Genomic DNA, 24632 nt, shown 5'->3' with positions numbered 1-24632 from the left:
TCCCCGGCGGTTAGGAGCGGAAATTGAACAAGACGAGTAACTGCTAAGCCAGATTGGACCGATTTTCTCTGGTGAAATTGGTCCAATCTCCGGAGAGCGTTAGTAGCTACGTCAGTCCTTACTGTAAGGTTCCGTCGGGCCGGCGCACGGGGGGAGCCAGGTAGAGGGTGACGGATTGGGAGGCGGTGATGTAAATCCAGTAGGCGTGACCCAGTTTCAGGGCATTGACCTGCGTCCCCACGCAGTCGGGGCTTTTCGGCTGGCATTCAGCCAGCCAGACGCGGTTGCCGTCGTATTGGCCGGCGATGGCGGCCAGAGCGGATGTCAGGGGGCGGCTGACGGTAAGGGGGTAAGCAAGTAGGTTCCAGCCGGGTTGGAGTGCCGGCATTTCCACGGAGGCCATAACCGCATAAACGCCATCAATCCCCGCCCCCGCATCGTCCGTTTGCAGCGGCGCAACCACCAGATTTTCCACGAACTGCTGTGTTTCCGTGATCCGCCGCCAGGGGCGACCGACACCATCCGCCTTGAAATAGACAGCCAGCGTGTTCTCGTACCCTTCGGGCACATCTCGCTGCAAGTAAACGAACGAGATGAAGCGTTCTCCGGTTACGTCGGGCCTGTTTTGCACGCGATAGGCCGGTCCCACCGGCAACAGCCACGGGTAAGCCGCCTGGTCCGGCACGGCAGCCAGCACTTGCAGGCTTGCCACGCCGTTATCGGCAAAAAACCCATCGGCGCGGTAGATGGCCACCTGGGCATCGGCGGAGACGATGGGGGCATTGAAGGAACCGGAGACGCCGCCGGTGGGGACGTTATTCGGGCCGCCGGTGGGCACGTTGTTGGGGCCGCCCGTAGGCACGTTGTTGGGGCCGCCAATGGGGACGTTATTGGGGCCGCCGGTGGGCACGTTATTGGGGCCGCCCGTGGGCACATTGTTGGGGCCGCCCGTGGGGACGTTGTTGGGGCCGCCAATGGGGGCGTAGGTGGGGGTGGCGGTGGTTCTGAGGTCGTCGGGTAGGTTGAAGGGTCCCCAGTCCGGGGGGGTGAGGTGGAAGATGGCGATGGTTTCGCGCCCGCTGCCATCGGGCAGGCCATTTTCATCGGCTATCCAGACACGGACGGCTATTTCAAATGCCGGCATTCTCATCGTCAAGTTCTGCGTGTACACCTCCCCCGCGCCCACCAGCCAATCGCTCACCGCGTTCCCGGGAATCGCGCCATAGTGCATGGGGAACAGTTGCGCCCGCGGCCTTTCCCCATCGGTGATGGGCTGCGTCACCGTCAGCGCAATCGTGCGACTGGTCACGGGCCGCACCAGAATTTGCGGCTGCCAATCCGCCGCGCGCGCCGCCGCCCGGATGGCCACGGTATCCGCCGTGATGTTCGCAATACAACCCGTGTACGCCTGGGGCAAACCATTATCAAAGACACAGACACGGTCTCCGGGGGCCGCGCCGCGCACCTTCAGCCGGTCGCCGCCCCCCGTCGGCGCACCCAGCGGAATCAGCACATCGTCCGTCGTGTCCGTGAGAACGTTTGTGTGGAAGAGGTACGCCTGGGCATTGGGTAAACGCAGCCGCCCATCGCGGCCATCGTCGGTGCGGATGTCAAAATTACGGCTGGCCAGGGGCATTTCCGCGCCGTTAAAGCGCCAGGGAAGGACATAGGTGACGTCCAGGGGCAAATTAGCGGGTCCATTCAGGGGCGGTTCCGGTGGCGCAAAGAGCATGGGATAAAAGCGCGTGATCGTGGCCCAATCGGAGCGCCCCGTGGTGACGTTGGCTAAAGTCGTGAGGCAGGCAGGGCGATCCTGCCATTCCCCGGGGGTGAGAAATTCGCTATACGTGGGGTCGCTGCTGCTGGTCATGAAGCTGTCCGGGCAGTTGATGCGCCCCAACACGTTCTCCGCCTCTCCTTTGAAGCCGAGGTAGTTGTCGGGCAGGAATAGGAGGTAATGGGCCAATTCGTGGGCCAGCGCGCGGGTCCACTCTTCGCCCAGGTCGGCCGTGCGTTCGCCGTAGGGATCCCAGACGGTTCCCATGCGGATGGAACCGGGCAGGTAGGCGTCGGGCACGGGCGCGTGGCCGGTCTCGCTGTTGCCAGGGTCCGCAACCGTTTGCGAGATGATGCCGCCAATCGCCGCCGAGGGACGTAATCCGTTGTCGGCGTAAATCAAGATGTCTGATTGCCCCCAGTATGCCTTGTCGTGGAACAGGTTGATCTGCCCCAGGGCCACCTGCCCGTTGCTCACGTCGTAGAGGAGGGTGGCGGCCTGGCGGAAGCTCTGTTCCAGTTCACGCAAGAACAGTTCGTCCTGGCGCGCGTCCCATTCCAGGGAGACGTTGAGGTGGAAAAGGAGGAGCGGTTGGCGGTGGGAGACGGTCAGGGGCAGCAGTCCCCCTTCGGCGGCCACGGGGGTGAAGGCCAGACCGGTTTCGGTGGGAGGGCTGCTGCTGAAGAAGAGGGTGTAGTTGCCGGCAAAAGGGATGCGGAGGGTAGTCGAGAGTTGCTGTGTTTCCGTGGGGACGGGCCAGAGGGCAACGAGTTGGTCGCCGGCGCGGATGATGGCGCGGCCCTGGAGGATGCCGTCTTCGTTGGTGGTGTAAGGAATGCCGGCATTATCCCGCAAAATCGCCGCCGAAAGAGTCGTGCCCGTCTTATTGTACACAACCGCCCCCACCGCAGGTTGCCCATCCCGCTGCGTCACCACAATTTGCGTCCCCCGCACCGCAAACGGGGGCGTCTGCGCCACAACAAAGGGGCGCTGCCACAGACCGCCGCTCGTGGTGTTGGTATAACGATATGTGCCCGTGATCACGGCGGTCTCCGTCGGCGGCCGCGGATACGCCAGCAGGCGAAAGACGACGTTATCCGACTGCCCCACAAACCCGGACGCAAATGTATTCCACAGGAACACCCGCGCCGTGCCATCTGCCGGCAAATTTTGGGTGACTGTGCCGCCGGCAGCGACGGCAGGGAACCATTGCCCTCCGCCGTTAAGCGAATACTGACCCGCGATTCGCCCAATGCGGTCGCTTTCCTGGTCCCAGAGCGTGTACGTCAGGGAGATAATGGTCCGCGTTTCTACCGGCGGTGGCGCGAAGAAATCCACGCTGCCGGCAGGCGTCGGGCGGTTGACCGTCAGCGTGGGGTCCTCGTTGACGCGCCCGCTCTGGCCCTGGCGATTGTTGCGGAACAAGAAACCCCGCCCATAGGAGCTGGTAATCAGGTCCAGGTCGCCATCGTCGTCCACATCTCCCCAGGTTAGCTCTGTGGCGTCGCGCTCGCCTACCCAGGCCGCCTCGCTTTGCAACACGCCCCCTTGATTGAGATAGATCTTCTTCGCGCCGCCGTTGATATTGCCGGCAGCCAGGTCCAGGTCGCCATCCCCATCGACATCTCCCCAGGCAATGCTGTTCGTTTCGTCAGCGTCGTTGGAGCGCCAACTGGCGGTCGGCAGGAGCGCCCCGTTCTGATAAAGATAGACCGCATTGGCGCCATCGTTGCCGACCGCCAGGTCCAGGTCGCCATCCCCATCGACGTCCCCCCAGGCCACGCTCAACGTCAGGTCGGCCTCGGTGGACGCCCAACTCCGCGCCGCCTGCAACTGATGCCCATCGTTGAAATAGACGCGGTTGGCCGGTCCCCAGTTGCCCAGCGCCAGATCAATGTCCCCATCCCCATCCACATCCCCCCAGGCGATGGCGCGGGTATTGGCATTCTCGCCGGGAAAGGTAAAAGCGTGGATGTCTCCGTTGTCATTGAGATAAACGACGTTCGCGCCGGAGCTATGCACCGCGCCCGTGTTGCCGGGCGTGTTGCTGATGGTCAACTCCGGGTGTCTATCGCCATCAATATCCTCCCAGGCGGGGCTGCGCAGCCATACGCCGCTGTCGTCCCACGGTTCCGCTACGCGGGAGAGGAGGCTGCCTTGATTGTAGTAAACCAGGTTCGTGCCTAAAAATTCGCTGTCGTTGCTCAAGATATTAGCGACGGCCAGGTCCAGGTCGCCGTCCCCATCCACGTCTCCCCAGGTCACGACGCGAGTGCGGCGTTTGAACTTCTCGTGGCTGATGCCGGCAGTCCAGGGAAAGCGTTGCAGCACACCATCTTGATACAGGTATATTTCCAGGCGGCTGTCGTCGTTGCCCAGCGCCAGGTCCAGGTCACCATCGCCGTCCACATCCCCCCAGGCCACGCTGTAAGAAAGATTTCCGCCAAAGGTGACGGGGGCAGGTGTATCCGTCGCGCTTTGCAGGACGTGGTCCTGGTTGCGATAGATTTTGCTGTCCCGACCCCAGTTGGCCGCCGCCAGGTCCAGATCGCCATCGCCATCCATGTCTCCCCAGGCGACGCTGCGGGTGCTTTCGTTGTCCTGAGAATCCCAAATCTCTTGCAGGCAGCCGTTCTCGTAGGCGTAGAGCTTGTTGCTGCCGAAATTGCCGGCAGCCAGCACCAAACCAGAATCCGCATCCATGTTCCCCCAGGCCAGGCTAAAGGTATGAATGCGGTCGTCGCCAAAAATACAGAGGGCCTGCCGTTGCAATTTCCCATTTTCATTCATATACATTCGGTTGGGGCCGCCATCATTGCCCACGGCCAGGTCCAGGTCACCATCACCGTCCGCGTCGCCCCAGGCCACGCTGGTGGTGTTATCGAATTCCTCCGATTCCCAGGCAGGCTCACCGTGCAAACGACCATTTTGGTTCAGGTAGACCTCATTACGCCCGCAGTCTTCGTCCGCGTAATCGCACCCGTTCCCCACCGCCAGGTCCAGGTCGCCATCCCCATCCACATCGCCCCAGGCCACGCTTCTGGTGTAGGCCGCATTGCGTGAACGCCAGATGTTGCCCTCGCTCTGCAATACGCCGTTGTCATTGCGATAAATGACATTCTGCCCGCCAAAGCCGTCCCCCAGGCCACTGATGGGACTGTTCCCCACCGCCAGGTCCAGGTCGCCGTCTCCGTCCACGTCGCCCCAGGCCGCGCTGTAGGATTCCTCTACGTCGGCGGAGGTCCAGACCGTGGCCGGGTCCAAACTGACGGCGGCGGCAACGTTGTTGGGGTTTTGCATTCGGGGAGCCAGGCGGGGCAAGAGCGGGAGTGTGGCCGCCTCGGCGGGCACAGTTGGGCCAACCCACGGCGACGGGGGCAGGGCCGCTTGCGCCGGCGAGGCGGCGCGCATGGGTAAAGCCGCCATCTCACCGGATGGGGCCAGCAGATCGATCTGCCAGAGCCAGTATAGGGGCAGGAAACATATCCCTAATAACACTAGACGACGTCGTTTTGCGGAAAGGGGTCGCTGGTTCATAGCTCTGAGCCTCCTGGGTTGGTCGTTGGGCAGGGACTGACACGGCGGATGGGTGAACAGGTAGGAGTATGACGCTATTTGCCATGAGAGACAAGCGCAGGCAATCCTGGGCTTTCCACGTGCGGCGGCGGTAATGCGGGGAGCGCGCGCTGCCGGGGAGCCAGGTGGTTCAAGGCCACTTGCAGCGATCCACCGTAGGTGATCACGGGCACGCCGCGCAGGCTCTTGCCGTGAGACAGCGGTTGGGCAAAACGGGCATAGAGGCGGTTGGTATAGGGGTTGGCGGCTTCCGCTTGCAGGCGAATTTCGCGCACGCCGATTGTGGCGAACTGTTGCAGCGCAAACAGCAAGCCACCGTGGAACATTCTGGTGAGGCGATAGCTGGGCAAGATGCAGCCGACGTACAGGAAGGCTACTTCTTTGTTGGCGTATTCCTGCTCCGGGCTGCCCAGAAAATACCCCATCATGCCGCACAACTGCCGCCCATGATAGGCGCCAATCACGCCGCCGTGGGCAAACAGGTTAGAGACAATGGCGCGGATGACCTGTTTGTCCGGCAAATAGAGTTCGTCTTTGACGGTAAACAGCAGTTCCACAATGGCGTCTTCGTCTTCGATTTGGATACATGATTTGAAGGTAAAGCGGGTCATGCTCTTCTCCTTGTCTGGTGTGCGAATCAGGTGGTTGCGGCGGACCCGGTGTGGTCCGTTGGTTGTGGCAACACCATACGTGGAGAACGTCAGCAGTCTGTCAGCAGTCTGTCAGCAGTCTGTCAGCAGGCGCGTGAGAGAATTTGCTTATGGAAAACAGCGCCAGTATACTGCTCCCCGAATATGACCACACTCATCCTTGCCTCCGCCTCCCCCCGCCGCCGCGAACTGATCCAGTTGCTGGGGCTGCCCTACGAAATTATGACGGCCGACGTGGACGAAAGCAGCGTCACGCATCCTGACCCGGCCATCAACGTCGTGGAGACAGCCCGCCTGAAAGCGGACGCCGTGGCTGCGCGTCTGTCGCGCCAGGATGCCATCATCGTGGCCGCCGATACGACTGTGGCCATTGAGGGGGAGATGTTGAACAAGCCCGCCGATGCGGCGGAGGCCGGGCGGATGCTGCGGCGGCTGCGCGGGCGGGCGCATCAGGTCCACACGGGCATCGTCCTACGGCACATGGGCACGGGGGCGGTGGTCACGGACGTGGCCTCGGTGGATGTGCCCATGCGGAACTATTCCGACGCGGAAATTGCCGCCTATGTGGCCACGGGCGATCCGCTGGACAAGGCGGGCGCATACGCCATCCAACATGCGGGCTTTGCGCCGGTAGCGCACCTGGCGGATTGCTACGCTGCCGTGGTGGGGCTGCCATTGTGCCACCTGGCGCGGGCGCTGCGGCGACTGGGGGGCATCGACCTGCCGCATGTCCCCGCGCGCTGCCAGCAGCATCACCGGTACGATTGTCCCGTTCACGCGCGAATTCTTCCGCACCGGCAACTTCCGGGCGAAAACGGATAGCCGACTTTGGATGCCCGCGGCAACGGGAGTAAAGTCATACGCTTGCCGCGCTCCCGTGGGTAAAAATATCTCGTTTGGATCGCAAAGACGTGTTACAATTTGCGCATCTTATGTCATCATTTGTTGTCTTGATTGCGTGAAGCCACCAGACGGTATGAACTACACCAGGGGGTACAATCCATGAGCGATTTGTTTTCTGATGCCCAGGCAGCCGTAAATGCCGGCAATCTCGAAGAAGCGCACGTCCTGTTAGCGAAATTGCTAAAAGAAGACCGCCGGAATGCCGCCGCCTGGTACTTACTCAGCACCATTGTCCCCTCCGCCGAACAAGAAGAGATATTCCTGCGTCGTGTCTTGAAGATCGACCCCACCCACGCCGCCGCCACCGCGCGCATGGGCGAATTGGAAGGCGTGATACTCGCCGCGTCGCCTGCGGGAATGCCGGCACAAGAAACCCCCACCCCCGCCTCCATCGCCATGCCCATATCCCAGGACGCAGACGACTTCGAGGCGCAAGCAGCAGGCGATACGTTACCGCCGTGGTTGGCGGATGACGGGGACATGGTACTGGAGCCGACGGCAACCACCGAACCGACTGCCCCCGCCCCCACGCCGGCGGCGGCAATGGAAATCCCCGACTGGCTGCAAGAGATGCCCGCGAGTGACTGGGAAAAAGAACGCGAAGAGGCCGTCGCCGCGGCCCGCGCCGCGGCGCAGCCCGTCCCATCCCCCAAGCCCTCGCCGAAGCAACAGCCCACCAAACGTGCCGGCAGTTCTTCCACACTTCTCACGGTCCTCGTCGTCGCCGCCATCCTCGTCTTCATCATTCTCGTCTACCTGCTCATCACCATCGGTCCCTCCCTATTCTGACAAACACCCACGGTATTGTTAGGACTGGCGATGAAATAAAGTACGGAATAGCATCGTCAGTTTGAAGGAACGGCAAAGAAACAACTTGTTGTCTTATTGAATTCCGTTCCTTAGCATTTGTCGAGAAGGCTCGAATACATGAAGCAGGCTCTTCCATCGATGCCAGACGAGTAGACGAATACGCCCTTGCAAAAAGAAAAAGGGCCTTTGCAGGCCCTTTTTTCATGTCACTTGATTTCTGGCTGAATATCCGCGCAGTAGACAAAAACGTCATTGCGCCCGGTGTGGTACTCGTAAAGCTGGGCGTTCGCCTGTAGCACCAGGCGGTAGCCCGGCGTGATCACCATCATGTACATCATGTCTGGTTCCGGGCAGCCGAGGCTGCTGTCGCGCCACTCAACTGCTTCCACGACCACCAGCGACACCTTTTCCACGTCAATGTTCAGCCGCTGCGCCAGGTCCTGGCTAACTTTAGCAACCATGGCTACCATTTCATCCGGCACACGCGGCGCGGGCATCACTTCCAATTCGCCCCCCGTGTTCGCCTGCGGCGTAATCTGGCTCAGGTCCACCGTGACCGGTTCCACCGGGCCGCCCTGCACAACATCCGCGTCTCCATTCTGAGGCAGCGCGTTGGCCTCGTCAGCAATGTCATCATCCATGTTCGTCTTCTCCTCCGTTGGAACCGTTGTTACCGCCTTCAGTGCCGGAGCCATGTTCGTGGCCGGCTCCGCAATCCGCGTCGTCTCCAACACGTCTCCGGCGGAAGGCTCACCGCTGCCGCCGGCTGTGCAACTCGCCAACAGCAAGAGTACCAGGATCAGGCTCAATGACAATACGTATTTCTTCATGAACACAACTCCTTCAAAAACACCTTTGTAGGACGAGTTTCTAACTCGTCCCCGCTTTGTGGGAACATATACCTCGGAGGCTAAGTGACCGCCCGAAAACAACTTCACACTTTTTACGGACGGTTACGGCCCAGCTATCATGAATAGCGGCTATCCATGATAGCCGCCGTCCGCACATTTCCGCTAACTTGATTGCGGACAGCCACTAAGGGACGGAAAATAAATAAGCCAACGAAGTTGTTTCCTTACCGTTCCTTCAAACTGACGATACCATTCCGTACTTTATTTGATCGTCAGTCCTAATCAGCCCTAATCGTTACAATCTTTCATCTGCAAAACGTTTCACAGGCAAGAATGGTTCCAATGACGACTTTTTTGCGCCAATTATGGCACAAACGGGGCAATTATAACGTCCAATTACAACTGCTGCTGCTGCCCTATGCGTTGGGGATCGTGGTGTTGGTTATTGTCCCCGCGCTGGTGTCTTTTACCCTGGCCTTTTTTCAGTATGATGCGCTTTCACCGCCACGCTGGGTAGGTACACTCAATTTTGTTCTCGCCTACACGGATGAATTGTTTAACCTCAGCCTGCAAAATTCGCTGGCCCTTATCCTGCTCCCCGTGCCCATGCGCGTGTTTGGCGCGTTCCTGCTGGCAAACCTGATGCGGCGCGGGGGGCGTTATCTTGGCTGGTTGCGTGTCCTGGTCTACCTGCCGACGACGATCCCCATGGCCGCCTATGCGCTGGCGTGGCTGTGGCTGCTGAATCCGCTGTTTGGTCCGGTTAATTTGCTGCTGCGGCTGGTGGGGCTGGATCCGCCCGCCTGGTTTGTGGACCCGGTGTGGGCGAAGCCGGCGTTGATTTTGCTCAGTTTGTGGCAAATTGGGGAGGGGTTTTTGGTGAGTCTGGCGGCGTTGCATGATATGCCGGCAGAAATCGAAGACGCCGCCCGTATAGATGGAGCCGGAGCCTGGCGCATCTTCCGCCACATCACTCTCCCCATCCTCTCCCCCATCCTCCTCCTGCTTGCCTTCCGCGACGCCATCCTCACCTTCGAGAACGCCTTCGCCGCCACCACCTTCACGACCGGCGGCGGCCCCTACTACGCCACCTACACCCTGCCCATGTTCATCTACGAACAGGGTTTCGACCTGCACAACTTCGGCGTCGCCAGCGTCGCCCTCTGGGTCCTTTACCTCCTCACCGGGCTAATTGTTCTCTTCCTTTACCTGATTGCCCGGCAGTGGGACATTGGCACAACCGAAGAGACATTCGTTCTTTGACCACTATCCCACCACGATGAAGCTATCTCCGCACCTACGCATCCGCCTGCTAACCCTGGTCCGCGTTTTCGTCGCCCTCGTTTTCCTGCTGCCGCTATTCTGGATGCTATCCGCCTCCCTGCTGCCGCTGGGGCAGCCGCTGTCGCGCACCTTCCGCCTGCTGCCCGACAATCCCACGTTGGAAAACTTCATCCGCATGTGGCGCATGGTCCCCCTCGCCCGCTTCACCCTACACAGCCTGGTGATTGCCGCCTTAGCCGTCCCCCTAACCATCGTCACCGGTTCCTGGGCCGGTTTCGCCATTGCCCAACTCCCCCGCCGCGACCAGCGCCGCTGGGTCGTCGTCTCGCTGGCGGTGTTGATGGTTCCGGGCATTGCCCTCTGGTCCACCCGCTTCCTCATCTACAAACAGCTTGGCCTGCTAGACAGCATTTGGGCCATCGTCGCCCCCGCCTGGATGGGAACCAGCCCCTTCTACGTCCTCATGTTTTATCGCGCCTTCCGCCGCATTCCCACGGCCATCTACGATGCCGGCCGCCTGGATGGCGCGTCCGCGCTGGAAATGTGGCGTTTCGTGGCCTTGCCCATGGCTCGCCCGACGGCCATTGGCGTGGCGCTACTCAGTTTCGTCGTGTACTGGGGGGATTTTCTCAGCCCGCTGCTGTATTTGAGCGGCGAACGTTGGTTCACGCTGCCGATTGCGCTACAATTGTTGCAGCAGCTCAATCGCTCCGACTGGCCGCTTTTGATGGCGGCAGCCGTGTACGCAACCGCTATTCCCGTTGTCCTTTTCTTGTTAGCGCAACCCTATTTTCGCCGCCATCTGGACGAATAACAAAGCAACCCGGTTTTTCGGAAAAACCGGGTTACGTTGGCAACGGTATCACACATGAAACGACTTCACATCTTCATCACATGGTTATGGGTGGGCCTGATGTTGATCGGCTGCGCGCCAAGAGGGGAGCAGGGGAACGCGACGCCGACGCCGCCACGTCCCGATTTGCGCGTCACAACAATGCGCGTGGAACTGGAAAACCCTGGCTGTCTGCGGCTGGGAGATGCGTTGGGTGTGCGGGTGGGGGTGGAGAACGCCGGAGATGTGGACGCCGTGCCCTTCGTGGTGACGGTCAACGGCGTGTCGCAGACCACGGAGGGGTTGGCGGCGGGGAAGCAGATGAGCCTGTTCTTTCGCGGTTATGAGGTTTATCCGCAGATGAACACGGCGGTGGTAGATGCGCAAGATGAGGTGAAGGAGGCGGACGAGGAAAACAACCGCCTGGAGGAGAGCCTGCCCGTGCCCACCCCCCCCGTCGTGTGTACGCCGCAAGCAGCGGAGCTGCCGGACCTGATCCCCTTGTCGATGGCGTATTCATTTGAGAACGCGACCTGTATGGAGCCGGGCGCGACCATGGGGGTGCGATTAACCTTGAAAAATGCGGGGGCGGTTCCCGCCGGCCCCTTTGTGGTCACGGTGAACGGCGTACAGCAAGTGGTCCAGGATGGTTTGGGGAGTGGCGAGTCGATCACTATCTTTGTCCCCGGTTATGCCGACCCCAGCGAGGTGGAAGTGGACAGCACGGCACTGGTGGAGGAGGTGGACGAGACGAACAACGTCCTGCAAATGCAGCTTCCCGTGCCAACGGCCCCGGTTCCCTGTACGCCAACGCCATCCGCCCATTTTCTCCTATCTCGTTTTCACCCCACCTAGTCTCTGCAATCCGTTCTCAATCTGTTCTCTTTCAGTAGCCCTGGCGGCAGGCGCAGGGCTGCTGATTGGTTTTGGTCTTCTCAGCTACCCAAAAGGAGTAAGTATGTTTTCTCGTTTACGTTATGCGGTTTTTGCCGGCATTTTCCTCCTCCTCACCGCCTGTTCCGCCAGCAAAACCCCCACCACCATCACCTTCATGACCTCCGGCGACCCCGCCGAACGCGACGCCTACCTGGAACTCGTCGCCGCCTTCGAGGAAGCCCACCCGGAAATCCACGTCGAAGTCACCCACATCCCCTCCGACAAAGATTACCGCACGCGCCTGGCGACCGACTTCGCTGCCGGCACGCCCATCGACATCACCTTGATGAACTACCGCCGTATCGCCGGTTTCGCCGCCGCCGGGCAGTTGGAGCCACTCGGCCCCTACCTGGACAAGAGCGACATCATCGCCGCGGACCAATTCTACCCCGTGCCCATGGAAGCCTTCACCTGGAACGGCACGCTCATGTGCCTGCCGCAAAATATCTCTAACCTGGTGGTGTATTATAACGAGGACATGTTCGACGCCGCCGGCCTGGCCTACCCCGCCGACGATTGGACCTGGGACGATTTCCTGAAAACGGCGGTGGCCCTGACACAGGACACGGACGGCGATGGCGTCGTTGACCAGTACGGCCTGGGCGTGGAGCCTTCGCTCTATCGCCTGTCGGCGTTCGTCTGGGAAAACGGGGGCGTCATCGTGGACGATACCGACAACCCCACCCGCCTCACGTTGACCCGCTTCCCCTCGCAAGAGGCGCTGCAATGGTTCGTGGACCTGCGCCAGGTGCATGGCGTGACTCCGGACCGCGAGGAAGAGGCCTCAATGGATAGTGAAAGTCGCTTCGTTGCCGGCACAATCGGACTCTTCCTCAACAGCCGCCGCGCCACGCCCACCTTCCGCGAGATCGAATCCTTCTCCTGGGACGTGGCCCCCATGCCCACCGGCAAGGTTGCTGCCAGTATGCTGCACAGCGACGGCTACTGCCTCTCCAGCGCCGCGAAAAACAAAGACGCCGCCTGGACCTTCATCGAATTCGCCAACTCCGTCGCCGGGCAGGCGATCATTGCCCGCACGGGGCGCACCGTTCCGTCGCTCATCTCCGTGGCGGAATCGGATGATTTCCTCAATCCGGGCCAGTCCCCCAGCCGCGGCTATGTCTTCCTGGACCAGGCCGCGATCCTGCGGCGCGTGCCCGTGATCAGCACCTGGGCGGAAATTGAAGGCACGGCGGACGAAGAGATTGAGCGCGCTTTCTACGGAGACATTTCCGTGGCGGATGCGGCGAAACTGGCAGACCAGCGCACGGAGGAGTATTTTCTCACGGGAATTTCCGCCGGCGTCGGGCCGTAGGCCTCATAGCCTGATATGACATTTTTCCGGGCAGCCGATGACGTGTGACACCTGACACGTCTGGCTGCCTGGCTTACGCTTGGGGTATGTTTGCCGGCATTGTCGCAGCCCTCCATGCCGGCAAAAAGCCAAACCATCACACGCCTGCCGTCGTCCGCACCCCCTCAACCGCGACGCGGCAGGCGTCCATCAACCGGTCACCATCCACCGATGGCGACTGCTACTTCGCCCCAAGGAGCTTCCCATGATACCTGATCTGGATAAACGGGCTGACCTGGCCGGTCCGGGCATTGGCAATTATGCCGAACTGGAACACATCCTGCCCCAGAATTATCGTTCTTTGCTCACGCCCAAAGAGACACAGCGCGCCATTTTCGCGGCCAAGAACTACATTGAGGAGCATTTATGCCGGCAGCTTAACCTCATAATGGTCACGGTCCCCCTCATCGTTGATTCCGAAAGCGGCGTCAACGACTACCTCGACCGCGACGGCTCCCGCACCCCCGTGCAGTTCCACATCTCCAACGATTACGACCAACACCCCATTGACGCCGAAGTCGTCCAGGCCGCCACCAAATGGAAGCGCATGGCCTTGCGCCAATTCGACATGCAGCCCGGCGAAGGCCTCTGCACCGACATGCGCGCCGTGCGCAAAGATTATTTCCTGGACCACGACCACAGCGCCTACGTGGACCAATGGGACTGGGAACAAGCCATCACCGAAGACGAGCGCAGCCTGGATTACCTCACCGATGTCGTCCAGCGCATCTGGCGCGTGATCAAAGGGGCGGAAATCTTCCTGCACGAACAGTTCCCCCAACTCAAAACCGACAAATACCCCAACCTCCCCGACGAACTCACCTTCATCCACGCCGAAGACATTCTGGAAATGTATCCCGACCTGCCGCGCAAGCAGCGGGAAACCATGATCCTGCAAGAATATCCCGCCGTCTTCATCTATGGCATTGGTTGGACACTCAAAGATGGCTACCCCCACGAAATGCGCGCCGCCGACTACGACGATTGGGTCACGAAAACCGTTTCCGCCGATGGACGCCCCATGCACGGTCTCAACGGCGACATCCTCGTCTGGAACCCCGTAACGCAGCGTCGCCACGAACTCTCCTCCATGGGCGTTCGCGTCAATTCCCGCTCGCTGGTGCGCCAGTTGGAAATCACCAACCAGCTTCACTTCCTGGGCATGCCCTACCACCAGGCCATCATCAACGGCGAAATCCCCCTCAGCATCGGCGGCGGCATCGGCCAGGCGCGCACGCTCATGCTCCTGCTGCGCAAAGCCCACCTGGGCGAAGTCAGCGTCACCGTCTGGCCCCAAATCCTGAAAGACATGTGCGCGGAGAAGAACATCTTCGTACTGGAATAGGTATTGACTTTCGCCCGGCTTGCGGCTACACTGGTGGCGTTATCGGATATTTTGACGCAATGTAAGGAGGTGCATGTATGTCAGCACAAGTGAGAAATGCTCTTGAATTGTGGAATGCCGGCATGCGTGTACCCACCACCGCCTGACGCTTTTTCTTCCCCCCCCCTTCTGAAAAGCGACCCTGGCCACGGTACATCATGTGCCGTGGCTTTTTTTGTGCCCCCGTCCAGCGCGGCAGCGGTATGATGCCGGCATTCCTCACTCACCACCCACCCCAAACACAAAAACAACCTATCGTTGGCCCCTGCCAACCAGAATGAGGAACCATCCGCAATGGATAAATACGACTACATTGACGAATACGAAGGGTACGAAGACCACTTCCTGCGCCAGAAGCGCGCCACACGACGACAGCGGCCAAACAGCAAACCCAAAGCCGCCAAAACACCCCTCACCGAAGCACCCGAAAGCGCCCTGCCAGAACGCGAACTCGACCCCTTCGCCTTCGATCCCACCTACATGCGCGACAAAAAAGAAGACAACCAGGAACGCATGTGGGTCATTCAACATCTACAAGGCTTCTACGAAGAAGAGTACATCACCGACGTACTCTACGATGTCAAGAGCGGCAAAGAGGCCTCCGTCTACGTCTGCGCCGCCCACGAAACGCTGGGCGTGCCCTACGTCGCCGCCAAAATCTATCGCCCGGCCATCTTCCGCAGCCTGAAAAATGACGCTCCCTACCGCGAAGGCCGCTTCAGCAGCCGCGAAGAAGGTCAGCGCGCCACCAACTTGCTCGACGGACGCACATGGCGCGCCGTAAAAAACCGATCTGGCTTTGGCAAGGACTTCCTCCTCGGCACCTGGATTAGTCACGAGTACCAGATGATGCGCGGGCTATACGAAGCGGGCCTGCACCTTCCCGAACCCATCGGGCACAAAGGCCACGCCATCCTCATGGAATACATGGGAGATGGGCGCACCGCCGCGCCGCCACTGCACTACATCCGCCTGGAAGACGACCAGGCGCAGCCGCTGTTTGACCAATTGTGGCAGGATGTGGTGCTGATGCTGAGCCACGACATCATCCACGGCGACTTCTCCGCCTACAACATTCTCTACTGGGATGGGAAAGCCAAGATCATCGACTTTCCACAGGCGGTCAATCCCTGGTACAACGCCAATGCACAGGCGCTGCTGGAGCGCGACGTGACGCGCCTCTGCCAATACTTCGCCCGTTATCATGTCATGGGGGCAGACGGCGCGCCACCCGACCCCATTTCAATGACGCACGAACTGTGGACGCGCTACATGGACAATGATTTGTAACCGCCATGCAGTGAGACGCACGAGCCTGGCGGGTTGCCCGCGCGGATGCCGTTTGTATGTGCGTCGCAGCGGCTGTCATTTTGTGGAAAAGCTGGGAATAATGCGGTACAGTGGAAGCATTATGCGCAATGGCGGCGCGCCGCGTCATACCGGCTCGCCGCCCCCACCACTGGAGAAAACCGTATGTTTCAGAGCCTGTCCAACAGTTGGCGTCTCGTCAAGGCCAGCGCCGCCGTGCTGCGCGCCGACAAGGAGCTGATTATCTTCCCGCTGATTTCCGCTATCGGCGTCTTGCTCGTGACGGCGACATTCGCCCTGCCCATGTTCTTCGCCGGTCTGTTTGACAGCCTGTTCTCCGGCGGCAGCAACGGCATTCTCTTCTACGTCGTGCTTTTTCTCTACTACGTGGTGCAATACACGGTCATCATCTTCGCCAATGCTGCCCTGGTGGGCGCGGCCATGATCCGGCTGGAAGGGGGCGACCCCACCGTAGGAGATGGCGTGCGCGTGGCGTTGGACCATTTCAGCCAGATCATGGGCTTTGCCGTCTTCTCGGCCACGGTGGGCATCATTTTGCGCGCCCTATCGCAGCGGGATGGCCTGGGGCGTTTCGTGGCCTCGCTGGTGGGCATGGCCTGGAACCTGGCCATCTTCCTGGCCGTGCCGGTGCTGGTGGTAGAAAATGTGGGGCCGTGGGAGGCGATTACGCGCAGCACGGCTTTGTTAAAACGGACATGGGGTGAGCAAATTGCCGGCAATTTCGGCGTCGGCCTAATCTTCATGTTCATCTACATCGCCCTCATCATTCTCGGCATCCTCGCCGTCATGCTCGCCATCCCCACCCAGACCACCCCCCTGATCATCAGCGTCGTCCTCCTCGTCATCTTCGCCTTCGTCCTCGTCGCCCTGGCCCAATCCACCCTCAGCGGCATCTACACCGCCGCCGTCTACCAGTTCGCCGCCACCGGCAAAACGGGCGACTTCTTCGACGAATCCCTGGTCAAAAACGCCTTCAAACAAAAGTGAGCGAACAACAAACAACCGTGAAAACGAACCTTCGCAGCAACTGCTCCGCCAGATTGGACCAATTTTCTCTTGAAATTGGTCCAATCTCCAGAGAGCGTTCGTAGTCACCACCCATTGACTATTCTCCCCATGTCCTGGCGGCGACAAAACAAAGCCCTCTCCCTCCTCCTGCTGGCCTTTATCCTCCTCGGCGCAGCCTACAGCATCGCCAACCCCCTGCACGAAGCCACGGACGAGCTGCGTCATTACCGCTTCGTGCGCACCCTCGTCATCCATGGCGCCCTGCCCATCCAGGGACAGGAGCCGTGCCGCTCCCAGAGCCATCATCCGCCCCTCTTTTACGTGTTGGGCGCCTTGGTCACGGGTTGGGTACAGGCGGACCACGACTTATGCGACACGCCGCCGCAGAATCCATTTTACGCCTATCGCTATTGGGAAGTCGGCGTAGACAACAAGACACAGTATCTACATGGCGCGGATGAGGCATTCCCCTGGCATGGCGACGCCCTGGCCGCGCACCTCATCCGCTTCCTCAACGTCCTCATCGGCGCGGGGACGGTTTGGGTGACGTGGGCGATTGGGCAAACCATCTGGCCGCGCAGACCGGGCATGGCCCTGGGCGGCGCCGCCTTTGTCGCTTTCAATCCCATGTTCCTGTACATGGCGGGCGCTATCAACAACGACGTGATTGCCGCCTTCAGCGGAGGATTGGTACTGCTGGCCTGTGTTCGCCTGCTGCACGACCCGCGCGGTCTCAGCCGGCGCTGGGGCGTCTGGTTGGGCGCGGCCTATGGGCTGGCGCTGATGAGCAAGTTCAGCCTGGCGGCGGCAGGACTGCTCATTGGCCTGACCGTGACCTGGGTCGCGTGGCGACGGCGGCAGTGGCGGCTGTGGTGGCAGGTGGCCGTCATCTCCCTGGGAGTGACGCAGTTGCTGGCGGGCTGGTGGTTCCTGCGCAACCAGCTTCTTTATGGCGACCCGACCGGGTTCCGCGAGTTGACGGAACTGTGGGGGGTGCGCGACCCGCGGCAGAGCTTTGCCCTGGCGGTGCTGGAGCTGCCCAATGCCTGGTCTTCGCTGTGGGGGCGGTTTGGTTTTGGGCAGATTCCGCTCCCGGAAGTGGTGTACACGAGCCTGCGCTGGCTGGTTGGGCTTGGTCTGGCGGGTGCGGCATGGGGGGCGGTACGGCGCAAGGGGCAAGATGCGGTCTGGGTTGGGTTGTTGGGACTGGATGTGGTGCTGTTTTTCCTGGTGCTGTTCAACTATATGCTGGTGAGTCCGGCGGGGGCGATGGGGCGGTTTTTCTTTCCGGGAATGCCGGCACTTTCCCTCCTCATCTTCTACGGTCTGCACACCCTCCTCTCCCTGGCCGCGCCACGATGGGACACGCGCATAGACACCCCCCTGGCCCTCACCGCCAACCTGGGCATGCTACTCCTCTCCCTCGTTGCCCTCGTCGGCTACCTCATCCCCGCCTACGCCCGCCCCCCCACTTTTGCCCCCGACGCCGTTTTGCCGCACCCCCTCTCCGCCCAATTCGACTACTTCGCCCGCCTGCGCGGCTACGACCTTAGCGCCACCGCTCTGGAACCGGGCGCGGCGCTGGACGTCACCCTCTACTGGGAGGTCACGGGGCAGCCTCCGGGCAATTTTCTTTTGTTTGTCCACCTGCTTGAGGAGGCCAACGACACCCTGGTGACGCAGCGGGACACGCATCCTGGCCTGGGCAACTTCCCCACCGGCCAGTGGCGACCCGGCGACCGCTTTGTGGACCACGTACGCCTCTACCTGCCGGAGACGGCCTACGCCCCCGCGCGGGCGACTGTGCGGATCGGCCTTTACGCGCCGGAAGGGTATCGCCTGGGCATCACGGACGGGGAGGGACGCGGATTAGGGGATGCGTTGTCGTTGGGGACGGTGGACATTGTGCCACATGCCGGCACAATGCCTAACGGTCAGGCGCAAAATTTCAACAATCAGGCCCGCCTGGTTGGTTACGACCTGAGTGCGCGCCTTTTGCCCGCTGCCGGCAGCCTCATCGTCACCCTCTACTGGCAACCATTGCCGGACGCGCAGCCGGGCAGTGTGATCCAGGTGCAGTTGTTGGATGAAGGGGGTGTGTCTCGTGGGAGTGGACAGATGCCGGCATTTTGGCAACCAAACCGGCCGTATCAAGTGGACATCACGCTGCCCCTAGACGCCGACATGCACGCGGGCGTCTACCAACCCGACCTGGCCCTGCTAGACGCCGACGGCCGCCGCCAGAATATCCTGGCTCCCGATGGACATTGGATTGACGACCACCTGCCGCTCTCCCGCATTCGCCTGCAAGCTGCTCCATCCGACTCGCCGTAACGCTCTCTGGAGATTGGACCATTATTACGCGCTCAATGGCCATTTTCACCGGAGAAAACGGGGCCAATCTGGCTTAGCCGTTACGCTTGGTGAATGTTTCGTGATGGACGTGCTGCGCGCGTTGACTTTGCGGCTGTTACAGGTATACTAGCGTCCATGAGTGGGAAAAACGACATCCCCAGCATGATGGAATATGCGAACGCACGCCCTGGCCGCGTGCGTTTTTGTTTTCTAACGTAGGAGCAGTCTAATGACTCCTGACCCATTCTTATGCAGAGGAGGCTAAGATATGGATTACGCCATGATTGGAAAGATCGAAAAAGCGAAAATGTATGCTGAGGAACGGGAGCAGCGCATTGACTTTGAATCTTTCCGGGTGCGAATTAACGGTGACAACAGTTCGCACTATGTTGAATACAACAGCGGCAACTGGCATTGTGATTGCGAATTCTTTGCCTCGCGCGGCCATTGCAGCCATACAATGGCCATGGAGCGCGTGCTGGAAAACATGGTCGAATTGGCTTTTTGAGTTCTTTTTACAGCAGGTTTCTTTCAGGATGCCCGGCCCGAGGTCGGGCATCTTTTGTTTTATCACCCGCGCACCCGCTATAATCATGGCTGTTCATCTTCCTGGAAGCGGCCATGACACGAGCCTGGCCGCAAACAGAGATTCCAGGAAGGTTGGCCGGGCCGGTCGGTATTGCGCCCGTCCCCTGAAGGCGAGTAACTATGAGGCGTGTTGTGACCATTGGCGGCGTTGCGTTCGATTTGCGGTTGACTTTCTTGATCATTTTTAGCACGATCGTGCCGATGGTGGACTATTACAATCACCGCATAACGGGCACGAAGGCGTATGACCGGTTCCTGCTGTACTTTGTCCTCTCGTTTTTGGTGGTGGTGCTGCTGCTGCGGGAACCGCCACGGGTGTATGGTTTTCAACTGGGGGATTGGCGCAAGGGTTTGTTTTACACGGTGGTGGGCTGCGTGGGGATGGGGGTGATTCTGTGGTTTGTGGCGCGAAATGCCGGCATGCAAACCTACTACCAGGCCAAAGCACCCGACAATCCCTGGCGGCTGGTTTATCTCACCGGCATAGACCTCTTCGGCTGGGAATTCATCTGGCGCGGCCTCATGCTGTTTGCCCTGGCGCGCTACTTCGGCCCCGGCCCTGCCATCCTGCTGCAGGCCGTCCCCTTCGCCTTCATGCACCTGGGCAAACCAGAAATCGAAACCCTGACAACCATTTTTGGCGGCATCGCCTTCGGGTTCGTCGCCTGGCAATCAGAATCCTTTCTCTACCCCTTTCTCATTCACTGGTTCATTGCCTCCTTCACCCAACTGATCGCTATCGGGAAGTTGTAACAGTTGGCGGAAGAGAGCGAGCCGGCGAATAGGCCCCATGAGATAAAGTCTATGTCTGATACGATCACCCTCACCTTGACCGGAATGGCCCACGGCGGCGCGGCGCTGGGGCGGGAAATGGGCGGCCAAAGTCGTGGCAGCCGCGTCATCTTCGTGCCATATGCCCTTCCTGGCGAGGAAGTGGAAGTGGAACTGGTGATGGTTAAGGAGCGGTATGCCCAGGCGCGGCTACAGAAGGTGCTGCGTCCCTCAGCAGACCGCGTTTCGCCGCCGTGTCCCTATTTTGGCGTTTGCAGCGGCTGCCATTTTCAGCACATTGCCTATCCGCGGCAATTGGCGCTGAAGGAGGAGGTGGTGCGCGATCAGTTGGGGCGAATTGCCGGCATAACGTCCCTCCCCCTCCTCCCCATCATCCCCAACCCGGAGCCATACGGCTACGCCAGCGACCTGACCCTCAGCCCGACCACCACGGGCGGCATGGGACTGTGGGCGGCCAGCGAGCGGCACGTCATTCCCGTGGATGACTGCCTGCTGCCGCGCCCCCCGCTGCGCCAACTATTGCAAGACGTAGACATGGCGCTACCCGATCTGCGCCGTGTGACGTTGCGGATGGGAGACGACGGGGCGCTGCTGGCGGCGTTGGAGGTAGAGGACGTGGAGCCGCCGGAAATTGGCGTGGATTTCCCGGTGTCCGTGGCGCTGGTGCTGCCAGATGGCACGGCGGCTAACCTCATTGGGGACAATTACGTGGTGCAGGCAGTTGGCGGACGCGATTTTCGCGTTAGCGCCGGGGCGTTCTTTTACTCCAGCCCGCCCATGACGGAAAAGCTGGTGCAAACGGTGCTGGCATTCGCAGACTTACGCGGGGGGGAGCAGGTGCTGGAGTTGTACAGCGGCGTGGGAACGTTGACGGCATTTCTGGCGGCGGCGGCGGACGAGGTAACGGCGATTGAAGCCAACGTGGATGCGGTGGCGGATATGGCGGTGAATCTGGAGGATGTGGATAACGTGTCGGTGTATGAGGGGGCGGCGGAAGCGGTTCTGCCCCTGTTGACGGTGCGGCCAGATGTGGTAGTGGTGGATCCGGGGGGAGGGGGAATGCCGGCATCCGTCCTCCAACCCCTCATCCAACTCAACCCCAACCGCCTCATCTACGTCAGTGATGACGTCGCCACCCTCGCCCGCGACGCCAGGCATCTCACCCGCGGCGGCTACCGACTCGCGCAAATCCAACCCCTCGACATGGAGCCACAAACCTTCCACATCCTCACCGTCTCCCTCTGGCAACCGCACGAAGGGTTCGCTCGGAATTAACTTTGGACTTTCCAATACATAAGAACCCTTCCAGCGCATCCGTCAATTCCCGAGCGAAGCCTTTATTAACGGATGCGCCCTCAGTAACCGTCCGAAAATAACTTCACCCTTTTGACGGACGGTTACTGACAAGCTCTCCGTACTCATTCACATCAAAGCTGAACAAAACAATAGCCACAATGTGGTTGACATACTCGGGCAAATCATCAAAACGGAAACGCTATTGGAACCCGCGCGCTTGCCAGGCAGCATAGAGGGCGATAGACCCGGAAACGGCGGCGTTGAGGGATTCCACCTGGCCGCGCATGGGCAGGCGCAGGATCAAGTCGCACTTCTCCCGCACCAGGCGGCGCAACCCCTCTCCTTCGTGCCCCACCACCAACGCCAGCGACATATCCAGATCAAGCTGCCCCAGTTGTTGCGCATCCTCCCCCATATCCAACCCCACCACCCACACGTTCCGCTGCTGTAGCCACTGAATCGTCTGCGCCAGATTGGTTTCGCGGGCAATGAGCAAATGCTCCGTCGCGCCCGCGGCAAAGGCCACCACATGCGGCGTGATGTCCGGGGCGCGCCGCTCCTGTATGATCACGCCGTGGACACCACACGCTTCCGCCGTGCGCAGCAACATCCCGATGTTCTGCGGCCCTTGCACCAGGTCCAGAATGAGCAAAAAGGGACGTTCGCGCCGCCGCGCAGCCAGGTCGAGCATTTCTTCCAGGCTGGCATAAGGGAAGGCGTCAGCTTCCAACACCGCTCCCTGATGGCTACTATCACCCGCCAGGCGCGTGAGCTGTTGTCTGTCGCTGTATTCGATGGGGAGACCACGGCGACGCGCCGCCGCTTCCAGGTCGGACGTCTGCGCTTTGGCCTGTCCCTTTTTCAACCACAACCGGCGTAGTGGCCGCCGCTCGCCGCGCAGGGCTTCCAGTACGGCATTGCGACGGAAAAGATATTCAGGCATAGTGAGGAATCAGTCGCCAAACTGGAGCCGTATGAGAAACTGCTCCGATCTGGACGTTCTCGTAAGTTACCGTCTAAAAACAACGCCCCTTTTCAGATTGGTTCATTCTCCAAGAATGAACCAATCTCGGGGGGAAATAGATTCTGGACGCTCACCAAGGGTGTTCGCCTGGTGGCTCACGCCAGTTTCCAGGTGGAACCATCCGGGCGGTCTTCGACGATCACGCCCAACGCCTTCAAAGAGTCGCGTATCTGGTCAGAGGTGGTCCAATCACGGCGCGCGCGCGCTTCGGTGCGCAACCGCAGCAGCAATTCGATCAGGCCCGCTTCCCGTTCGGCGCTGGCGCTGGCGGCCTCCGCCTGGTCGGGGATGATGCCCAGGACCTGTCCGCCAAGTTCGCGGTAGAGCTTGTCGAGGAGGATGAGGGAGGCGTGGTTTTGCGGCGTGGTTGCGTTCAACAGAATGTTCACCTGCCGCGTCAACTCTTGTAGGACGGCCAATGCGGCGGGGGCATTAAAGTCATCGTCCATCTTCTCAATGAACGCTGACCGCGTCTCCGCGGCCAACGCCACTACCTCCGCCGCCGCTTCGCCCGCCGGCGCAGACCGCATCTGCTGCCGCAGCAGCGAAACCGCCCCCCACAGACGCTGCCACCCCTTATGCGCCGCCTCAACCGCTTCGTTTGAAAAGTCAATAGGACTGCCATAGTGCGCGGAAAGCACAAACGTACGGATCGCCTCGGGCCGCCAGCGTTGCAGCGCTTCACCAATCGTCAGCGTATTGCCCAGGCTCTTGCTCATCTTCACGCCTTCCAGCGTCAACGAGCCGGTCAGCATCCAGTAACGGGCAAAGGGAGCCTCGTTTGCCGCTTCGCTTTGGGCAATCTCGCACTCATTGTGCGGGAAGATGTTGTCAATGCCACCACCGTGGATGTCGAAGGTGACGCCCAAGTATTTTCTGGACATGGCCGAGCACTCAATGTGCCAACCGGGAAACCCTTCTCCCCACGGGCTGTTCCAGCGCAAGAGATGATCCGGTTCGGCCCGCTTCCACAAGGCAAAATCGGCCGGATGACGCTTTTCCTCCAGCACGACCACCCGCGCCCCCTCTTCCAACTCCTCCACCACGCGCCCGCTCAACTTGCCATATTCCGTCGATTTGGATACGTCGAAATAGACGGATCCATTAGTCTCATAAGCATAACCGCGCTCGATCAACTTTTGCACCATTTCGATCTGCTCGGGTACATGGCCGCTGGCGCGTGGGCTGATGTCGGGCCGCCATACGCCCAGAGCATCCATGTTGTCGAAGTAAATTTTGGTGTATTTTTCCACCAATTGCATCGGCTCCACCGAGTCCTGCCGCGCCTTCTTGAGGATGCGGTCTTCGCCCGTGTCCAGCAGATGCCCCACATCCGTCACGTTTTGCACGTACAACACGTCGTAGCCGCGGAAGCGCAGGTAGCGGTTGACTACGTCAAAGTTGACATAGGTTTTGGCGTGACCAATGTGTGAGTAATCGTACACAGTTGGACCGCACACGTACATGTTGACTCTGCCGGCATACAAAGGAACAAACTCCTCTTTTTTGCGCGTCAGAACATTGTAAATCTGTAAGGACATAGCGTGACTTCTCCGCAAATGGAAAACCAATCGTTTATCGTTGCGTCCCCGTCTAAGTGACCATCTAAAAACAACTCCCCATTTTCAGATTGGTTCATTCTCCAAGGACGAACCAATCTGGGGGAGAACTCCATACTGGACGCTCACTAAGCGGAACATTCACCGCGGCGGCGGCGCAAGTGGGACCATTCGCCGCCGCCGACCCGGTTCTGCTGCGCGTTATTGTACCAGATTTAAGACGAGACAATGGAAAACCAATCACGTTCCGGCAGCACGCGATCAGACAACAAGGTGGCGTACTCAGGACGTTTCCAACGATGGCATCGCTTGTTCTTCACTCCT

19 protein-coding genes are annotated in these 24632 nt (G+C 60.2%); 14 read left to right on the top strand and 5 right to left on the bottom strand.

Annotated elements, in window-relative coordinates; genetic code table 11:
- Positions 1–118 precede the first annotated feature (118 nt).
- Together H6650_20690 and H6650_20685 are read right to left on the bottom strand one after the other, a co-directional pair.
- Positions 119–5314 carry a VCBS repeat-containing protein gene (locus tag H6650_20690; GenBank protein MCB8954432.1) on the bottom strand — a complete coding sequence of 1732 codons (5196 nt, stop codon included), beginning with the start codon at positions 5312–5314 and terminating at the stop codon, positions 119–121.
- A gap of 74 nt (positions 5315–5388) precedes the next feature.
- Positions 5389–5964: a hypothetical protein gene (locus H6650_20685; GenBank protein MCB8954431.1), complete on the bottom strand. Its 576-nt coding sequence runs from the start codon at positions 5962–5964 to the stop codon at positions 5389–5391.
- A 183-nt stretch (positions 5965–6147) separates the two neighbouring features.
- On the opposite strand from H6650_20685, the gene maf reads away from it, so the two are divergent.
- Both maf and H6650_20675 read left to right on the top strand, forming a co-directional pair.
- On the top strand, positions 6148–6825 hold the full coding sequence (maf, locus tag H6650_20680) for a septum formation protein Maf (GenBank protein MCB8954430.1): 678 nt from the start codon (positions 6148–6150) through the stop codon (positions 6823–6825).
- 180 nt (positions 6826–7005) lie between these two features.
- Positions 7006–7695, top strand: a complete 690-nt coding sequence (locus H6650_20675; protein MCB8954429.1) for a hypothetical protein — start codon at positions 7006–7008, stop codon at positions 7693–7695.
- Between the two features lie 227 nt (positions 7696–7922).
- Here H6650_20675 and H6650_20670 read toward each other — a convergent pair whose 3' ends face one another.
- Positions 7923–8546 (bottom strand): hypothetical protein, encoded by a 624-nt coding sequence (locus tag H6650_20670; protein ID MCB8954428.1) that lies wholly within the window; start codon positions 8544–8546, stop codon positions 7923–7925.
- Positions 8547–8909: 363 nt separating this feature from the next.
- Here H6650_20670 and H6650_20665 point away from each other — a divergent pair, with 363 nt between their 5' ends.
- The 12 genes from H6650_20665 (at position 8910) to H6650_20610 (ending at position 21704) form a co-directional block, all read left to right on the top strand.
- Positions 8910–9830, top strand: a complete 921-nt coding sequence (locus H6650_20665; protein MCB8954427.1) for a sugar ABC transporter permease — start codon at positions 8910–8912, stop codon at positions 9828–9830.
- 16 nt (positions 9831–9846) lie between these two features.
- On the top strand, positions 9847–10665 hold the full coding sequence (locus H6650_20660) for a carbohydrate ABC transporter permease (GenBank protein MCB8954426.1): 819 nt from the start codon (positions 9847–9849) through the stop codon (positions 10663–10665).
- Between the two features lie 54 nt (positions 10666–10719).
- Positions 10720–11538: a hypothetical protein gene (locus tag H6650_20655; GenBank protein ID MCB8954425.1), complete on the top strand. Its 819-nt coding sequence runs from the start codon at positions 10720–10722 to the stop codon at positions 11536–11538.
- A gap of 103 nt (positions 11539–11641) precedes the next feature.
- The gene (locus H6650_20650; GenBank protein MCB8954424.1) at positions 11642–12934 is read left to right on the top strand and encodes a sugar ABC transporter substrate-binding protein; all 1293 of its coding nucleotides are present in this window, start codon (positions 11642–11644) and stop codon (positions 12932–12934) included.
- A gap of 44 nt (positions 12935–12978) precedes the next feature.
- A complete protein-coding gene (locus H6650_20645) occupies positions 12979–13182 on the top strand; it encodes a hypothetical protein (GenBank protein MCB8954423.1) in 204 nt (67 codons plus the stop codon).
- Positions 13179–14318 carry an aspartate--ammonia ligase gene (locus H6650_20640; protein MCB8954422.1) on the top strand — a complete coding sequence of 380 codons (1140 nt, stop codon included), beginning with the start codon at positions 13179–13181 and terminating at the stop codon, positions 14316–14318. The genes H6650_20645 and H6650_20640 overlap by 4 nt, the downstream gene beginning before the upstream one ends.
- 333 nt (positions 14319–14651) lie before the next feature.
- A complete protein-coding gene (locus tag H6650_20635; protein ID MCB8954421.1) occupies positions 14652–15647 on the top strand; it encodes a hypothetical protein in 996 nt (331 codons plus the stop codon).
- 183 nt (positions 15648–15830) lie between these two features.
- The gene (locus H6650_20630) at positions 15831–16673 is read left to right on the top strand and encodes a hypothetical protein (GenBank protein MCB8954420.1); all 843 of its coding nucleotides are present in this window, start codon (positions 15831–15833) and stop codon (positions 16671–16673) included.
- Positions 16674–16802: 129 nt separating this feature from the next.
- Positions 16803–19028 (top strand): phospholipid carrier-dependent glycosyltransferase, encoded by a 2226-nt coding sequence (locus H6650_20625; protein MCB8954419.1) that lies wholly within the window; start codon positions 16803–16805, stop codon positions 19026–19028.
- A gap of 289 nt (positions 19029–19317) precedes the next feature.
- The gene (locus H6650_20620; protein ID MCB8954418.1) at positions 19318–19557 is read left to right on the top strand and encodes a hypothetical protein; all 240 of its coding nucleotides are present in this window, start codon (positions 19318–19320) and stop codon (positions 19555–19557) included.
- A gap of 200 nt (positions 19558–19757) precedes the next feature.
- Positions 19758–20390 carry a CPBP family intramembrane metalloprotease gene (locus H6650_20615; protein ID MCB8954417.1) on the top strand — a complete coding sequence of 211 codons (633 nt, stop codon included), beginning with the start codon at positions 19758–19760 and terminating at the stop codon, positions 20388–20390.
- A 51-nt stretch (positions 20391–20441) separates the two neighbouring features.
- Complete coding sequence (locus H6650_20610) at positions 20442–21704, top strand: class I SAM-dependent RNA methyltransferase (GenBank protein ID MCB8954416.1); 1263 nt, start codon at positions 20442–20444, stop codon at positions 21702–21704.
- 220 nt (positions 21705–21924) lie between these two features.
- On the opposite strand, the gene rlmB is transcribed toward H6650_20610, so the two are convergent.
- Together rlmB and H6650_20600 are read right to left on the bottom strand one after the other, a co-directional pair.
- Entirely contained in the window at positions 21925–22668 is a 744-nt protein-coding gene (gene rlmB / locus H6650_20605) for a 23S rRNA (guanosine(2251)-2'-O)-methyltransferase RlmB (GenBank protein ID MCB8954415.1), read from the bottom strand.
- 176 nt (positions 22669–22844) lie between these two features.
- Positions 22845–24290, bottom strand: coding sequence for a cysteine--tRNA ligase (locus tag H6650_20600; GenBank protein ID MCB8954414.1), 1446 nt, complete (start codon positions 24288–24290; stop codon positions 22845–22847).
- Positions 24291–24632 lie beyond the last annotated feature (342 nt).

The sequence above is a fragment of the Ardenticatenales bacterium genome, assembly GCA_020634515.1.
In the GTDB taxonomy this organism is placed as follows: domain Bacteria; phylum Chloroflexota; class Anaerolineae; order Promineifilales; family Promineifilaceae; genus JAGVTM01.
This window is presented reverse-complemented; position numbering and strand designations above follow the sequence as displayed.